Origin of the sequence: Povalibacter sp. (assembly GCF_036520495.1) — a bacterium.
In the GTDB taxonomy this organism is placed as follows: domain Bacteria; phylum Pseudomonadota; class Gammaproteobacteria; order Steroidobacterales; family Steroidobacteraceae; genus Steroidobacter.
The window spans coordinates 193,642-208,192 of sequence record NZ_DATDJO010000026.1 but is presented as its reverse complement, the minus strand read 5'-3'; the positions used below and the strand labels follow the sequence as shown (position 1 = coordinate 208,192).

General features: G+C 62.5%; 15 protein-coding genes. 9 read left to right on the top strand and 6 right to left on the bottom strand.

Annotated features, from left to right (window positions below; all coding sequences use genetic code 11):
* Complete coding sequence (locus VIZ63_RS09870) at positions 1 to 2,934, top strand: serine/threonine-protein kinase (RefSeq protein ID WP_331609410.1); 2,934 nt, start codon at positions 1 to 3, stop codon at positions 2,932 to 2,934.
* A 147-nt stretch (positions 2,935 to 3,081) separates the two neighbouring features.
* Positions 3,082 to 3,861: a hypothetical protein gene (locus VIZ63_RS09865; RefSeq protein ID WP_331609408.1), complete on the top strand. Its 780-nt coding sequence runs from the start codon at positions 3,082 to 3,084 to the stop codon at positions 3,859 to 3,861.
* Positions 3,862 to 3,992: 131 nt separating this feature from the next.
* Here VIZ63_RS09865 and aceK read toward each other — a convergent pair whose 3' ends face one another.
* The 5 genes from aceK to VIZ63_RS09840 all read right to left on the bottom strand — a co-directional run bounded on the left by aceK (position 3,993) and on the right by VIZ63_RS09840 (position 10,031).
* Positions 3,993 to 5,759 (bottom strand): bifunctional isocitrate dehydrogenase kinase/phosphatase, encoded by a 1,767-nt coding sequence (gene aceK, locus VIZ63_RS09860; protein WP_331609407.1) that lies wholly within the window; start codon positions 5,757 to 5,759, stop codon positions 3,993 to 3,995.
* A 298-nt stretch (positions 5,760 to 6,057) separates the two neighbouring features.
* Complete coding sequence (icd, locus tag VIZ63_RS09855) at positions 6,058 to 7,359, bottom strand: NADP-dependent isocitrate dehydrogenase (protein WP_331609406.1); 1,302 nt, start codon at positions 7,357 to 7,359, stop codon at positions 6,058 to 6,060.
* A gap of 228 nt (positions 7,360 to 7,587) precedes the next feature.
* Positions 7,588 to 8,886 carry a HAMP domain-containing sensor histidine kinase gene (locus tag VIZ63_RS09850; protein ID WP_331609405.1) on the bottom strand — a complete coding sequence of 433 codons (1,299 nt, stop codon included), beginning with the start codon at positions 8,884 to 8,886 and terminating at the stop codon, positions 7,588 to 7,590.
* Positions 8,843 to 9,529, bottom strand: a complete 687-nt coding sequence (locus tag VIZ63_RS09845) for a response regulator transcription factor (protein WP_331609404.1) — start codon at positions 9,527 to 9,529, stop codon at positions 8,843 to 8,845. Before VIZ63_RS09845 ends, VIZ63_RS09850 begins: the two co-directional genes overlap by 44 nt.
* Positions 9,530 to 9,644: 115 nt before the next feature.
* Positions 9,645 to 10,031: a four helix bundle protein gene (locus VIZ63_RS09840; protein WP_331609403.1), complete on the bottom strand. Its 387-nt coding sequence runs from the start codon at positions 10,029 to 10,031 to the stop codon at positions 9,645 to 9,647.
* A 283-nt stretch (positions 10,032 to 10,314) separates the two neighbouring features.
* On the opposite strand from VIZ63_RS09840, the gene VIZ63_RS09835 reads away from it, so the two are divergent.
* The 7 genes from VIZ63_RS09835 to VIZ63_RS09805 all read left to right on the top strand — a co-directional run bounded on the left by VIZ63_RS09835 (position 10,315) and on the right by VIZ63_RS09805 (position 13,752).
* Positions 10,315 to 10,860 carry a phosphatase PAP2 family protein gene (locus VIZ63_RS09835; RefSeq protein ID WP_331609402.1) on the top strand — a complete coding sequence of 182 codons (546 nt, stop codon included), beginning with the start codon at positions 10,315 to 10,317 and terminating at the stop codon, positions 10,858 to 10,860.
* A 332-nt stretch (positions 10,861 to 11,192) separates the two neighbouring features.
* Positions 11,193 to 11,474, top strand: coding sequence for a DUF2277 domain-containing protein (locus VIZ63_RS09830; RefSeq protein ID WP_331609401.1), 282 nt, complete (start codon positions 11,193 to 11,195; stop codon positions 11,472 to 11,474).
* Between the two features lie 40 nt (positions 11,475 to 11,514).
* On the top strand, positions 11,515 to 11,925 hold the full coding sequence (locus VIZ63_RS09825) for a low affinity iron permease family protein (protein WP_331609400.1): 411 nt from the start codon (positions 11,515 to 11,517) through the stop codon (positions 11,923 to 11,925).
* A 6-nt stretch (positions 11,926 to 11,931) separates the two neighbouring features.
* On the top strand, positions 11,932 to 12,426 hold the full coding sequence (gene lspA, locus VIZ63_RS09820) for a signal peptidase II (protein WP_331609399.1): 495 nt from the start codon (positions 11,932 to 11,934) through the stop codon (positions 12,424 to 12,426).
* Positions 12,427 to 12,465: 39 nt separating this feature from the next.
* Positions 12,466 to 12,987 carry an N-acetyltransferase family protein gene (locus VIZ63_RS09815; protein ID WP_331609398.1) on the top strand — a complete coding sequence of 174 codons (522 nt, stop codon included), beginning with the start codon at positions 12,466 to 12,468 and terminating at the stop codon, positions 12,985 to 12,987.
* Between the two features lie 153 nt (positions 12,988 to 13,140).
* Positions 13,141 to 13,470 carry a quaternary ammonium compound efflux SMR transporter SugE gene (gene sugE / locus VIZ63_RS09810; RefSeq protein WP_331609397.1) on the top strand — a complete coding sequence of 110 codons (330 nt, stop codon included), beginning with the start codon at positions 13,141 to 13,143 and terminating at the stop codon, positions 13,468 to 13,470.
* 45 nt (positions 13,471 to 13,515) lie between these two features.
* Positions 13,516 to 13,752, top strand: a complete 237-nt coding sequence (locus tag VIZ63_RS09805) for a hypothetical protein (protein WP_331609396.1) — start codon at positions 13,516 to 13,518, stop codon at positions 13,750 to 13,752.
* Positions 13,753 to 13,866: 114 nt separating this feature from the next.
* Here the strand turns inward: VIZ63_RS09805 and VIZ63_RS09800 are convergent, their stop codons facing one another.
* Entirely contained in the window at positions 13,867 to 14,493 is a 627-nt protein-coding gene (locus tag VIZ63_RS09800) for a glutathione S-transferase family protein (RefSeq protein ID WP_331609395.1), read from the bottom strand.
* Between the last annotated feature and the right edge of the window lie 58 nt (positions 14,494 to 14,551).

Below are 14,551 nucleotides of genomic sequence, written 5' to 3'. Positions count from 1 at the left end.
ATGCCCTCTGATACCTCCCCGGACGAGAGTGCCAGCATCAACAGGCTGCTCGATGAGGCACTGAGCCTGCCGGCGCAGCAACGCGATGACTGGCTGCTGCAGCTCGCGCCAACGCATGCGGCGATCCTGCCGCGATTGCGCCAGCTGTTGCAATCTGCAGTGCAGCTCGAAGCGGACGACTTCCTCGCAGTGCTGCCGCAGATTCCGCTGCCCGCAGGCGGCAGTGACGCGGCACTGCGTTCGCTGGACAGCGACACTGTGGTCGGCCCCTATCGATTGCTCCGCGAGCTGGGCAGCGGCGGCATGGCAACGGTGTGGCTCGCGCAGCGGCTCGACGGAATGATCGATCGGCCCGTGGCGCTCAAGTTGCCGCACGCGACATGGCGCGGAGTCGGGCTCGCCGAACGCATGGTGCGTGAACGTCAGATTCTCGCGACGCTGACGCATCCGAACATCGCGCGCTTGTACGACGCGGGACTGACTGACGATGGCCAATCGTTCCTCGCGCTCGAGTATGTGGAAGGCCGACCCATCGATCTGTATTGCCAGGAAGAAAACCTCGGACTGACAGCGCGGCTGCAACTCTTCAGTCAGGTCGCCTCCGCCGTGGCGTATGCGCATGGCAAGCTCGTCGTGCATCGCGATCTCAAGCCCGGCAACATTCTGGTGACCGCAGAAGGGCAGGTGCGCCTGCTCGATTTCGGGATTGCGCGGTTGATGGACGAAGGTCAGGTGAACGAAAGCCGCCTGACGCAGCTGTCAGGACGAGCGCTCACACCGGACTATGCGTCACCCGAGCAGATTCTCGGCGAGCCGCTGTCGGTTGCCTCCGATGTCTATTCGCTCGGCGTCATTCTCTATGAACTGCTCACGGGAACGCGGCCCTACCGGCTCAAGCGCGATTCGCGAGGCGCACTGGAAGAGGCGATTCTGCGGGCAGAGCCAGCCTGCCCCAGCGATGTAGCCACGGGTCCCTGGCGTAAGTCGCTGCGCGGCGATCTCGATACGATCCTGCTCAAGGCGCTCAAGAAGAAGCCCGAGGAACGCTACGCGACCGTACACACGCTGGTCGAAGATATCGATCGGCATTTGTCGGGCCGGCCGGTGCTGGCGCGGCCGGACAGCACCTGGTATCGCGTTCAAAAATTCGCGGCACGCAACAAGCTGGCCGTGGGAGCGGTCAGCGGAATCTCTCTGGCGATCCTGGTGGGTGCTGCGCTGGTCCTGTGGCAGTCACGTGCCGTGCGAATGGAGAAGGCCAGGGCGGACGAGGTCAAGGACTTCATCGCTGCCGTGTTTCGGGAAGCCGATCCGACGCAGGAACAAGGAAAGGTGGTCTCGGCACCGGAGCTGCTGGCACAGGCCGAGCGCAGGCTCAATGAACGCGCCGACGCCGATCCGTACCTGCGGCTCGAACTGCTCGCCATCATTGGCGAAAGCCTGTTCGGTCTGCAGCAGCATCAGGATGCTGCGCGAGTTCTCGAACAGGCCGTGCAACTGCAGGCGGGCGCGGACAGCCACGACCCGATGATGGACGCCCGGTTGCGATTGGCGCTGTCGCAGTCATACGAGTACCTGGGCAGGAACGATGACTCGCTGGCTTCGCTGAACCATGCGCTTGCGACATTGAAGCAAGCGCGCAACGAATCGACACCGCTGTTTGCGCGCGCGAAGTTACAGCAGGCCGCGTTGGGTATCGTGTTCGCGGACTACGCGCTGGCGGAGAAGTCGGCGCTCGAAGCGATCGATGCGGCGTCGCTGTCGCTGGGCAGGAAATCGGCTGAAGTGGCCACAGGCCTGCAGCAACTCAGCCATGTCTACACACTGACGCAGCGTCGCGAGGAGGCCGTAACGCCGGCGCGTGATGCCTACCGGCTCATGCTGGACCTGCATCGACAGGATCTTGCTCATCCGCGCGTGATGGAGTCTTCCCTGTACTACGCGCAGGCGCTCGGTGTCGTAGGCGATTTCGATGCGTCATCGGCGCTGTTCCATGCCACCGCCGAACGCGCAGCTACGGTTTTCGGACCGGACAGCCGCTCAGTGGGCGAGGCCTTGTCGGCGACTGTGCCGACGGACATCGAGCGCGGTGACCTCGATGGCGCGATTGCAGATGCCCGGCGTGCAGTGGAGATTTATCTCAAACAGGCGGAGCCGGGTTCCGTTGCGCACACCGGCCGTGTCCGCAAGCTGGGTGCAGCATTGCTCGCCGCGCGTCGCACCGAAGAGGCCATCACCCAACTCCGCGAGGCGATCCGCCTGGCGACGATGGCAGGCGCAGATCTGGAGGCGCTGCATGCCCGCAGCAGCCTGGGCCTTGCACTCGGCTACCTCGGACGTTTTTCCGAGGCGGAAACCCAGCTGCATCAGGTGCTGGACCATGAAGGCAACGTTGGCGCGCGTGCACGACAGTTGGCGATGCGCAATCTCGGCACTGTGCTGCGACTGCAGCGCAAGTACGAAGAATCCAGGCCGTGGCTGCTGAAGGCAGTAGAGGCAGCTTCGGTCCATCGCGGTCATCGCGGTGACCTCGCACATGCGCAGGCAGAGGCAGGGTGGGTGGCGCTCGAGTTGCGGGAGTTCGAAGCAGCAGACACTCATTTCAGCCGCGCCGATGAGCTGTTCAGTGACGTGCAGAAGCAGCACATGACCCCGGCACATGCCGAGCTGCTGGTCGGTCGTGCGAGGCTCTTGTTGCAACGGGAAGACGCGCGCGCAGCGCTGACCCTGCTGCAGCAGGCCGATGCCTTCTGGCGGAGCTTCGACGCGACCAATCGCTCCGCGGGCGAAGCCGCCGCATGGCTGGGTCGTTCCCTGTCGATCCTCGATCGACCTGTTGATGCGAGGCAGGCGCTACGACGCGCCGAACAGATCCTCGCTGTCTCACCCATCGAAGGCGATCGTGTTCTCCTGAGTGCCGCGCAGATCCATTGACCTTCCGGGCAGCGCGCCGGACTGATATCGCTGGCCGGATTCTCCGTCGCGATCCGTTCTCTCGGATAAGCACCCCGGCTTTGCATGGCAAGGCAGGTTGCGATCGGTCGGTGGCGAGAACGATCTGGCGGAGAAGGCGATGGGACGATGGACAGAGTGGTTGGCGATGTGCCGGTCACGGGCCAGAACAACGACTTCTCTGACTTCGCCATTGCCCGCTATGACAGCAATGGTTCGCTCGATCCAGGTTTCGGCGCGGGCGGCAGACTTGCAACGGACATTGGCGATGGCACGAACACGGCCCGCAATGTCGTTGTGCAGTCGAATGCGATGATCGTCGTGAGTGGTGAGCCCATCGGTACATTCACCGGGTCCGATCACACCGACGTCGCGCGCTATGACGCACGGGGAGTTCCCGATCCGGCTTTTGGCGCTGGCGGCCTGCTGACGCTGAGCGGCGCGCGTGTCGGCGAAGGCCTGGCTGTGCAACGCGATGGCAAGCTCGTATTGGTGGGCGAGGTCGAAGTCGCCACGCCGCCGGCTACGCGAACACAATTCGCAGTTCGCCGCCTGAATGCCGACGGTAGTCCCGATACCAACTTCGGCACGGCTGGCATCGTCAGCACCCCATTCACCGACAGAGGAGATTCGGCCCGGGCGGTCACGTTGCAGGACGACGGCAGGATTCTGGTGGCCGGCGCGAGTTCCACCCAGACCAATCCCGAGTTCGCACTCGCGCGCTATAACACGGATGGTTCGCTCGACACGGCATTCGCTGGTAACGGCGGCGGCCGGCTGACGGTCGACTTCTTCGGTTTCACCGATATCGCAGAGAGCGTCGCGGTGATGACTGACGGCCGGATCGTGCTCGGTGGCTTGGCGCGAGACAATGTTGATGGGTATGGGGTCGCGCGAATTCTGCAGTGATGAGCTGGTCGCTGGCCAACTGGTCAACCGGCTGACTGGCCCGATAGAAGGAAAGAAGCGGGGCTGTGCGCCTCTCATCGCTGGCCAGCCGACCAGTTGGCCAGTTCGCCAATTGGCCGGCTGCGAGTCACTCAGCCACTGCTGAACACCCTCACCCGATGCCGGTGATAGGGCAGCACTTCCATCACATCGCCCTCGGCGAGCCGCTGCTGGATCCCACGCCACCAGTCGGCGGTCAGGATTTCGCCGTGGACTTGCAGGAAGATGTCTTTCAGATGCTGGTCGAAACCGAGGAACTGCATGAACGTTTCGGGGAAGACGTCGTTGTCGTTGACGTGGTACCAGGCTTCCGCGCGCATTTCGTCTTCCTCGTGCCGGGCCTGCGGTATATCGCGGAACCGGCAGTCGGTCACGGCGCAGAGTTCATCGTAGTCGTAGAAGATCACGCGGCCATGGCGTGTGACGCCGAAGTTTTTCAACAGCAGGTCGCCGGCGAAGATGTTGGTGACCGCCAGGTCGCGAATGCACTGGCCGTAATCCAGCACCGCGCGCTCGGCTTCTTCGCGGGTTGCATTACGGATGTAGAGATTCAGCGGCGTCATGCGCCGCTCGATATAGATGTGATCGATGACGATCTCGCCGTCCTCGAAATGCACTGTGTTGGCCGCCTCGGTGCGCAGTTCCTCGCTCACGGCCTCCGAGAACCGGGCGCGCGGGAATTTCAGGCGTTTGAATTCCTGCGCATCGACCAGCCGTCCGGCGCGATCGTGCTTGAACACCATCTCGTACTTCTGCAGCACTTCTTCGCGTAGTACGTTCTTCGGATAGGCGAAGCGGTCGCGGATGATCTTGAACACGACGTCGAACGAGGGGAGGGTGAAGCAGATCATCACCAGCCCTTTCTCGCCCGGCGCATGCACGAACTGATCGGTGCTCTGCTGCAGATGCCGGAACAGTTCGCGATAGCGCTCCGTCTTGCCCTGCTTGGCGCGGCCCAGCACGGTGTAGAGCTCGCTGATGGGCTTGCGCGGCAGGATGGTCTTCAAAAACACCACCGCCTGGCCGACGTGCGGCAGGTCGGCGTGGAAATAGGAGCGTGTAAAGCTGAACAGAATGCTCACACTGCTCTCATCCATCATGACGGCGTCGACCAGGACGCCGCTTTCAGAATTCTTGAGGCTGAGAACGAACGGCCGCATCCAGCCCTTGCCCGCAATCCGGCCCACGATGTAGGCGCGGGTCATCTGGTAGAACGGCACGCGGATGAACTCGATCTTCTCGACTTCCAGCGGCGGGCGCGAAGCCACCGCATCCGCTTCGCATTGCCCACGCACTTCGTTCGTGATGATGCGCACGCTGCGGTCGAAATCCAGATACGGCGTGCGGAAGCGGAAATCCGCCAGCACCTCCTCGAACAGCAATTCGAGCGAGCCGCGATTCACGTAGAGGTTGGTCTCGATCTGATTGCGGATCTCGCTGATCGGATCGAGATCGAGCGCGACGAATTCCACGGCGGCATCGACACCCACGGTGCCGAACGTCTGGCGCGTCACCGAGTTGAAGAACGTCTTGTCGAACTCGCGATCGGGAAAAGCCTCGATCAGTTCGGTGAAGCGGCGTTTGACGCTGCTCCACAAGGCACGCTCCGCGACATCGTCGGCGAGCCGCGTGAGCATCTGCGAGACAGCGCGGCTGATGCACTTCTCGTACAGCTCGATGCGCTCGACGGCATCGCGCTGGCTGCCTTTCCAGTCGCGCGCTTCGAACCGCTGCGGCGCGCGCCGCGTGATGGCACGGAACTCTGCGTTGTAGTTGGCGAAGGCTTCGACGAGGGCCGCCGCGCACCCTTCGACGAGAACGTCGCGGGACAGGGTGGGGGTGGTGGCGGCGGAGGACATGGGGGAAAGGTACTAGGCCCCAGGCCCCAGGCGCTAGGCCTGAAGCAGGATTGCGGCAGTCCGGGGTGAGTTTCCCGGGGCACAAACGATTCGGGGCGCTTGCGCGCCCCGAATCAGCCAGTGCCAGGCGCCTCGCAATCATCGGATCCGTGGTTTTCTGTGGGGTCCGACTTTAGTCGGACATCTGAGGCACAGGAATTGTCCGGCGGCCGGACCCACAGCGGAATGCTGCGCAAACGAATCGGGGCGCTTGCGCGCCCCGATCCTCACCTCTGGCCAGCTTGCCAGTCAGCCGGAATCACAGATTGCGGATCATCGCATCCGCGAACTCGCTGCACTTCACTTCCGTCGCGCCTTCCATGAGACGGGCGAAGTCGTAAGTGACGGTCTTCTGACCGATCGCCTTGTCCATCGCGCTGATGATGGCGTCGGCTGCTTCGGTCCAGCCCATGTAACGCAGCATCATTTCGCCGGACAGGATCACCGAACCCGGGTTCACCTTGTCGAGGTTGGCGTACTTCGGCGCCGTGCCGTGCGTGGCTTCGAACACCGCGTGGCCCGTGACGTAGTTGACGTTGCCGCCCGGCGCGATGCCGATGCCGCCGACCTGTGCGGCCAGTGCATCCGACAGGTAGTCGCCGTTCAGGTTCATCGTCGCCATGACGTCGAATTCTTCCGGACGCGTCAGAATCTGCTGCAGCGTGATGTCGGCGATCGCATCCTTGATGATGATCTTGCCGGCCTTCTTCGCTGCATCCTGTTCTTCGTTGGCAGCCTTCTCGCCCTTTTCAGCCTTGGTGCGTTCCCACTGATCCCAGGTGTAGGTCTGCTCGGCAAATTCCTTTTCGGCCAGTGCATAGGCCCAGTTACGGAATGCGCCTTCCGTGAACTTCATGATGTTGCCCTTGTGCACGATCGTCACGCTCTTGCGCTGGTTGGCGATCGCGTACTCGATGGCGGCGCGGAACAGACGCTCGGTGCCTTCCTGCGACACGGCCTTGATGCCGATGCCCGAGGTGTTCGGGAAGCGGATCTTGGCGTACTGCTTCGGGAACGCTGCCTTGAAGGCTTCGAGGAACTTCTGGTTGTCCGGCGTGCCGGCTTCGAATTCGATACCGGCGTAAATGTCTTCGGTGTTTTCACGGAAGATCACCATGTCGACCTTGCCTGGGTTCTTCACCGGGGAAGGCACACCCTTGAACCAGCGTACCGGACGCAGACAGACGTACAGATCCAGCATCTGACGCAGCGCGACGTTCAGCGAGCGGATGCCACCGCCGATCGGCGTGGTCAGCGGTCCCTTGATGGAGACGAGGTATTCGCGGCAGGCCGCGACGGTTTCGTCCGGCAGCCAGGTGTTGAACAGGTCATTGGACTTCTGGCCCGCATAGACCTCCATCCAGTGAATCTTGCGCTTGCCGCCATAGGCCTTCTCGACCGCGGCGTCCATCACACGTACGGAGGCGCGCCAGATGTCCGGGCCGGTGCCGTCGCCTTCGATGAACGGGATAATGGGTTGATCCGGAACGGTGAGCTGGCCGTTCTGGATGGTGATCTTCTGGCCCTGGGCCGGCACGTTGAGTTTGACCGCTGTCGACATCGACGGAACTCCGATAAATCTTGAGGGAAACGCTGATCGAAAGGGGAATTTCGAGGCGCTGGATGATAGCAGACGAGCCCGCCCAAGGGCGGGCTGGCGGACTGGCCAACGGGGTCTGCTGGACCGCTCGCCGGAAAAAACTTCCTGCTGCAGCGGAAAAGTGCACTGCACCGATGTATCTCAGCCATTCCCTCACTCTGGCCAGCAGGCCGCTGACCAGCGCCTTCTTCAAAATCCCACTCTGGCCTCCACGCCTCCAGCCGTGTTTTCCAGCCGGATATCCCAGCGATAGCGCTCGCAGATGCGGCGTACCAGGTACAGGCCCATGCCATGTCCGCCCGGATGGGTGGTGAAACGGCGCGTAGGTTTCGAGGGATCGGCGGGCGGCAGAGAACCGGCATTCGACACGCTGAGTTCGCGGCCCTGCAGCCGGCAATGCACATTGTCGGCCGTGCCGTGCTGCAGGGCGTTACGCACGATGTTGCCGATCAGCATGGCGACCATGCTTTCGGGGGCCGCGACTCGAACGGCATCGCGCCGATCGATGGCTACGCTGATCTTCTTGTGCGGCGTCACGCTGCGCAGATCCTCGACGACTCTGAGCAGCAACTGCTGGATCTCGCAGCCCGAGTCACTGTCCCGCGCCGCTCGTTCCTCGCGCGACAGCGTCAGAAGCGCGTCGGTGAATTCAGTCATCTCCCGCACGGCCCGCTGGATGCGACCGAGGGCGTTCGCGGTGGCGGGACGATCCACCATCTGTGCTTCGAGCAATTCCACCGCGCCTCGAATCACCGCCAGCGGAGTGCGCAGCTCATGGCTCGCGGTCGCCGTGAACGACTGCTCGCGCTCGACGAAGCCATCCAGTCGTTCCATGTAGCTGTCGATGGAGCGTGCAATGGGCTCGAGTTCGTTGCCGGCGAACTCGGCGCCGATGCGTACGTGACGCTGACCGGGGTCGATGTCGGTGAGCCGGTTCGCGAGCGCATTGATGGGTTTGACCAACCGGCCGGAAATGCCGAATGCCGCCCAACCGGCGACGGCGACGATGCCCACCACGCCGAACGCAATGATGAGGATGGCGATCAGTTGCTGTCGCGCATGCGTCGTGACGTCGTATGTGATGTAGAGACGTCCGAAATCGCCGTCGCGCACCAGCACATCGAGGATGCGGCCTTCCGAGCGCACGCGATGCATCTCGCCGGGCCGCAGCGTGGCGATCCGTCGCGGCAACTGGGCGAAGTCACTGGATCGGTAGATGCTGAGTCGCGCCGACCGCAGCGGTTCCGCGCCCCGATCGATGCGCATCCGCTGCTCATAGTGGGCCAGTTCCTCGGAGAGCAGGTCGTAGGTGACGTTGCGCTTGAGGCGCTCATCGGCCAGCACCGACCACGCAGCAAGCAAAACGCCGGCAATGGCGACGAGCGCGATCATCGTGCCCGCGATGCGCGCTCGCAGACTCAGTCGTGCGAGCCGCTCGCTCAGGTCACGGACGAGGCGGATCCGGCGAAAGTCGATAGCCCGTGCCATGGATGGTGTGCAGAAGTTTGACTGGGAAATTCTTGTCGATGGCCGTGCGCAGGGCGTGCATGTGGGCACGCAGGAAATCACCTTCCGGCGCGCGATCGCCCCACAGCTCGTGTTCGAGCTCTGCGCGCGTCACTACGCGGCCGCTGTGTTGCATGAGCACGGCCAGAATGCGCCGGGTGGTCGGATTCAGCTTGATGCGTTCGCCGGCGCGCTCGGCTTCGAGCGTATTGAGATCGAACTTCAGATCGCCCACCGTCAGCACCCGCGGGGTTTCCGGCGCACTCGCACGCCGCACCAGGGCTTTCAGTCGCGCATCCAGTTCGACCAGGGAAAACGGCTTGACCAGGTAGTCGTCGGCGCCAGCCTCGAACCCCTCGATCTTGTCCTCGAGCAGGTCTTTCGCCGTGAGCATTAGGATCGGCACGCGTGTATGCCCCGCCTGACGCAGGTTGCGACAGACCGTCAGACCGTCCATGCCCGGCAGCATCAGATCCAGCACGATCGCGTCGTATTCCTCATTCAGCGCGAGATCGAGACCCGTGTTGCCATCCGTCGCATGCGCAACGGCATCGCCGCGCGCGCCGAAGTATTCGGCGATATTGTCGGCAATGTCTCGATGGTCTTCGATCAGCAGCAGCTGCATGGGTGGATTGTGCAGGAAGGATGGCTCGTTGCGCGAGCAGGAAGGCCGTGCGGCAGGTGGGCCGCGAAGCGCGGCAGGCGGGCCAATGGAATTGGCAGGTCGATGAGAGCGATATTCAGGGCGAGGCTTTATTGGCGGGGATGTTTTTTCTGACAACGGTGATCAGTGCCGAGATTCGTCGCGCAATGATCTTTGCGTCGTGTCTCAGATCGGCAGCGACGCTGCCTTCGAGGTAGCCGATGTCTTCGATCGCGTATAGCTGCGAGCGCAATTCGCCGACCGATCCTTTGGCTATTGACAGAAAGTACGCGAATTCCTTGCGGCTGCCGCGCTCACAACCTTCAGCGATGTTCGACATGACCGAGATCGCAGCGCGGCGAATCTGGTCGCGCAGTCCTCGATCTCGTTCAAATGCCGCGCTGTTCGATGTCTGGTAGATGCGCGCTGACAGATGTCTTGCGTCATGCCAGACGCGTAACGATTCAAAGGATGTATGAGCCATGAGCCGTCCTTGGTGTTGAATGATTCAAACGCATGATACTGCCGACGGGCTTCTGACCTGCCGACCCTGTCGGCCTGCCTGCCGCCTCGCGGCCCGCCTGCCGTACGGGCTCCCTTGCCGCGAAGCGGCCTCAGGACCGCCGATAGCGTGAACCGCCGATACCGTGAAAGGGGTCACAGAACTAGCGCCAGGTCGCTGAATCACAAAACCGACACACAACTGTCAATCGCGCGCAGCACGGGAGGGGCAAAGTGCGCGCAGCAACCGAAGCGAGGTGATTGACATGGCCTCCGCGAGAACTGAAGAACTGTTCCGGCGTGTCGATGCGATCGAGTACGGCTGGTGCCTGCGGTTGAATCGCAGCTGCAGCGGGCGGCGCGTTCGCGAGCTGTTCGCGACCGTGAGCCGTCTCGGTGATGGTGTGTTCTGGTACACGCTGGTGCTGTCGCTGCCGCTGATCTACGGCCAGTCGGCGTTGCTGCCTGTCCTGCGCATGGCCATCGTCGGCTTCACCGGGCTTGCGTTGTACAAGTATCTGAAATCGCGGCTGGTGCGCGAGCGGCCGTACATTTCGCTTGCCGGCGTCGTGCCCGGCACGAAGGTTCTGGATCGCTACAGCTTCCCGTCCGGGCATACGCTGCATGCCGTGAGTTTCACGGTGCTGATCACGGCGAGTCATCCGGAGCTGGCGTTGCTCTGTGTCCCCTTCACGCTGCTCGTGGCAATGTCGCGTGTCGTTCTGGGGTTGCACTACCCCAGCGATGTGGCTGCAGGCGCGCTGCTCGGCGCGAGCCTGGCTCTGGCCAGCATGGTGCTGATACCGTTCTGAGATCGACCGCACGAGTCCAGGTCATCTTGCAGGTCAGGGTTCGTCTGACATTCTCGCGCTTCGCTGACGTTCGACTGAAGTCGAACCCACAGGGGCGCCTGCGAGGGTGCAGAGCATCTTCTGTTCTGCGACGGGTCCGGCTTTCCCATGGAATTTTCTTCGGTTATAGCCGGACGACGCGCCGAAGGCCGCTGCTTCGCTGATTCGACTTCAGTCTCCGGCCCGGATTTCGCCTGACGCCGGGACCGATCACTGTCCATATGGCCGATGGCCATTCGTCCTCCGGGGTAGCAGGGACTACACTTTCGTAGTCCTGTACTTCGGGGGCGACCATGTGCCGGAATATCAAGACCCTTTTCAATTTCGAGCCGCCGGCGACGCGGGAGGAGATCCACGCCGCCTCGCTGCAGTTCGTGAGAAAACTCAGCGGTTTCAACAGTCCGTCGAAGATCAATGAAGCGGCCTTCAATCGCGCCGTCGACGAGGTCGCGGCTGCGGCGGAGGCATTGATCGCGTCGCTGGTTACGACCGCCGAACCGCGCGACCGCGAGGTCGAGGCGCAACGTGCCAAGGCCCGCTCCGTCATGCGCTTTCCGCCATTGCGTCAGGCCTGATCCGTCGGCGCGACTTTACGAATGACTCAGGGGGACTGCCATGTTCGCTGGTAATGCCTATTCCTCCCTGGCGAAAGCGGCGGCGCGCTTCACAGGCAGGCCTGTCACGTTCCTGCTGGCCATGCTGGTCATCGTCGTCTGGGCGATCACCGGTCCGCTGTTCAAGTTCAGCGATACCTGGCAGCTCGTGATCAACACGGGTACGACGATCGTGACCTTCCTGATGGTGTTCCTGATCCAGAACACGCAGAACCGCGATACCGAAGCGATGCAGGTGAAGCTCGACGAACTGATTCGCGCAACGAAGGGAGCGCACAATGCGCTGCTCGATCTCGAAGAACTCGATGAGAAGGCGTTGATGGTGTTCAAGCTGCGGTATGAGGCGCTTGCCACGGAGGCGCGCGGGGCGATCGCGAAAGGCCAACTCGATACGGATACGCCGGACACCTGATCGGCCATGCCCCGCCGCGTTCTCCTCGTCTGTGTCGTGCTGCTGGCCTGTGTCGGCTGCGACCAGTTCACCAAGTCGATGGCAAAGACCTATCTGCCACGCGAAGAGGCGTGGTCCTATCTTGGTGATACCGTGCGTCTGCAACTGGCGCACAACTATGGCGCGTTCCTGAGTTTGGGAAACTCTCTGTCGCCGGGCTGGCGACAGGCGCTGCTGTCCGCGGGTGTAGGCGTCGTGCTGTTGGGTTTGCTGGTCTACCTGTTGGGATGGAAGAACGTGAATCCGCGCAACGTCGTGCCGCTGACGCTGATTCTCGCCGGCGGCACCGGCAACCTGATAGATCGCATCGCCTATGGCGGCTATGTCGTCGACTTCGTCAATCTGGGCATCGGGTCGTTGCGCACGGGGGTCTTCAACGTGGCGGACGTGGCTATCATGACGGGCGTGATATGGCTGCTGATCGTCGATTTCATGATCAAGCCGCGCGACTCGAAGCGCTGATGCTGCAGCTCATGTGTATTCTTGAACAGGGGAGGCAGAGTGCAATTCATCGACTGCAGTCTTGAGTCTCACGGCGCGGAAATCCTCGACATCCTCAACGACGCCATCGTTCACTCCACCGCGCTTTACGACTATCGGCCGCGCACATCGGACAACATGACGGGCTGGTTCAACGCCAAGACGGCCGGTCGATTCCCTGTCATCGGCGCGACCGACGAGCGCGGCGCGCTGCTGGGCTTCGCAAGTTACGGGACGTTTCGCGCCTGGCCCGCGTACAAATACTCCGTCGAACATTCCATCTACATCCACAGAGACCATCGCGGCCGCGGCCTGGGCGTGGCGCTGATGCAGCAATTGATCGAGGCGGCCACGCGACAGGAGTACCACGTGATGGTCGGCGGCATCGACGTCGCGAACGCAGCCAGCATTGCGCTGCATGAGAAGCTGGGCTTCACACACGCGGGAACGATCCGGCAAGCGGGATTCAAGTTCGGCCGCTGGCTGGATCTCGCCTTCTATCAGCGCATTCTCCAGACGCCGGTAACACCGGTGGATGGTTGAAGCTTTTCGATGTCCTGTCAGGCAGGGAACTTCCAGTGCGTCGCTCGACCTAAGAGCCCGTACTGAATCGACCGATTCCGTACGCGGCGCGGGGACGACCCCACGGTGCCAGATCTTCAGGGGACGACCCCGCGTCAATCGCCGGGTGCACTTATGTCTCCTCATCTTTCCTGGTTGCTGTTGTTGCTGGCCGGCCTCTTCGAGGTCGCGTGGGCCGTCGGGCTCAAATATACGAATGGCTTCACGCGTTTCTGGCCGAGCGTCGGCACCGCGGTGGCGTTGATCGTCAGCATCGGGTTGCTGGCGGTGGCGCTGAGATCACTGCCGATCGGTACGGCTTACGCGGTGTGGGTCGGCATCGGCGCGGTGGGAACGGCGGTCGTCGGCATCGTCGCGTTCGGCGAGTCCGCGAGCCTCACGCGCGTGCTCAGCCTGTTGCTCATTGTCGCGGGTGTCGCAGGTCTCAAATTCAGCACGTCGTAGGTTCGGGCGGATCGCGAAGCGCGTTCGCTGCGTTAGAGTGATTGCATGCCGACACCCCGGGACAATGACTCCGACGCGCGCAGCGCGCGGCGCTTCCTGCTTGCGCTTGGATTTTTTTTCGCGGGGCTGGCCATCGCATGCCTGGCATTTCCATCGTGGAATGTGCCGGGCCACGCGATGCCGGTCTGCGCCATGCTGGCAGTCACGCTCGTCGGCTTCGCGCGATTCGTTCCCGATGCCTGGGTGCGGCGACTCGAGAATATATTCATCGGCTGGCCATGAATCGCCACGTGATCGCGAGCTGCTGGGCGCCGCGATGATCCGACCGGGCTTCAGCAACTATTCGATGGCATGGTGGCATTACACCTTCCATTCACGCAGCGCGCCGTGCAAGCATCAGCCGATTCCGACGCTCGCCGCCGCCTGTGCGATGCGCATCGCTGCCTTGGGGCGCGCATACATGCGTTCCAGGTACGCGCGTAGCGTCGGGTAGTCATCGAGCAGTGATTCCATCGTCGCCCAGTCGAGCGTGTACGCGAGCACGAAATCGCCGACCGTGACCGTATCGCCGACCACGAACTCGCGGCCTTTCATGTGTGTCTCCATCACTGCCGCCATCCCTTTGAAATCGCGACTTGCGAGTTCCACGTCCTGCGGCTGGCGTTCTTCCTCGGGGTAGAGAAACGTATTGCGGGCAATGCGCCACAGCGGCTGCTCCAATTCTGTCGCGGTGAAGAGCAACCAGCGATACAGCTCGGCGCGTTTACGCAGGTCCGTCGGCAGAAACTTCTTCTGCGGATATTTTTCGGCGAGATACAACACGATGGCCACCGACTCGGTGACGACCAGATCGCCGTCGACCAGCACCGGCAGCTTTGCCGCTGGATTGATCTTGAGGAAGTCAGGTGAGCGATGCTCGCCCGCCGGCAAGTTCACGGTAACCGATTCGAAATCGATGCCGAGCTCCTGCAAGGTCCAGCGTGCGCGGATCGAGCGGGTGGGGGCGAATTCGTACAGCTTCATGTCGGGTCTCCGGGTGCAGTCACACGAGGACGTGCGAGCGTGGTCGCGTCCGACACTC

What these genes read in the sequence shown, in the direction of transcription:
- VIZ63_RS09870 (WP_331609410.1), top strand. Translation starts at nt 1, where the DNA reads ATGCCCTCTGATACCTCCCCGGACGAGAGTGCCAGCATCAACAGGCTG.
- VIZ63_RS09865 (WP_331609408.1), top strand. Translation starts at nt 3,082, where the DNA reads ATGGACAGAGTGGTTGGCGATGTGCCGGTCACGGGCCAGAACAACGAC.
- aceK (WP_331609407.1), bottom strand. Translation starts at nt 5,759, where the DNA reads ATGTCCTCCGCCGCCACCACCCCCACCCTGTCCCGCGACGTTCTCGTC.
- icd (WP_331609406.1), bottom strand. Translation starts at nt 7,359, where the DNA reads ATGTCGACAGCGGTCAAACTCAACGTGCCGGCCCAGGGCCAGAAGATC.
- VIZ63_RS09850 (WP_331609405.1), bottom strand. Translation starts at nt 8,886, where the DNA reads ATGGCACGGGCTATCGACTTTCGCCGGATCCGCCTCGTCCGTGACCTG.
- VIZ63_RS09845 (WP_331609404.1), bottom strand. Translation starts at nt 9,529, where the DNA reads ATGCAGCTGCTGCTGATCGAAGACCATCGAGACATTGCCGACAATATC.
- VIZ63_RS09840 (WP_331609403.1), bottom strand. Translation starts at nt 10,031, where the DNA reads ATGGCTCATACATCCTTTGAATCGTTACGCGTCTGGCATGACGCAAGA.
- VIZ63_RS09835 (WP_331609402.1), top strand. Translation starts at nt 10,315, where the DNA reads ATGGCCTCCGCGAGAACTGAAGAACTGTTCCGGCGTGTCGATGCGATC.
- VIZ63_RS09830 (WP_331609401.1), top strand. Translation starts at nt 11,193, where the DNA reads ATGTGCCGGAATATCAAGACCCTTTTCAATTTCGAGCCGCCGGCGACG.
- VIZ63_RS09825 (WP_331609400.1), top strand. Translation starts at nt 11,515, where the DNA reads ATGTTCGCTGGTAATGCCTATTCCTCCCTGGCGAAAGCGGCGGCGCGC.
- lspA (WP_331609399.1), top strand. Translation starts at nt 11,932, where the DNA reads ATGCCCCGCCGCGTTCTCCTCGTCTGTGTCGTGCTGCTGGCCTGTGTC.
- sugE (WP_331609397.1), top strand. Translation starts at nt 13,141, where the DNA reads ATGTCTCCTCATCTTTCCTGGTTGCTGTTGTTGCTGGCCGGCCTCTTC.
- VIZ63_RS09805 (WP_331609396.1), top strand. Translation starts at nt 13,516, where the DNA reads ATGCCGACACCCCGGGACAATGACTCCGACGCGCGCAGCGCGCGGCGC.
- VIZ63_RS09800 (WP_331609395.1), bottom strand. Translation starts at nt 14,493, where the DNA reads ATGAAGCTGTACGAATTCGCCCCCACCCGCTCGATCCGCGCACGCTGG.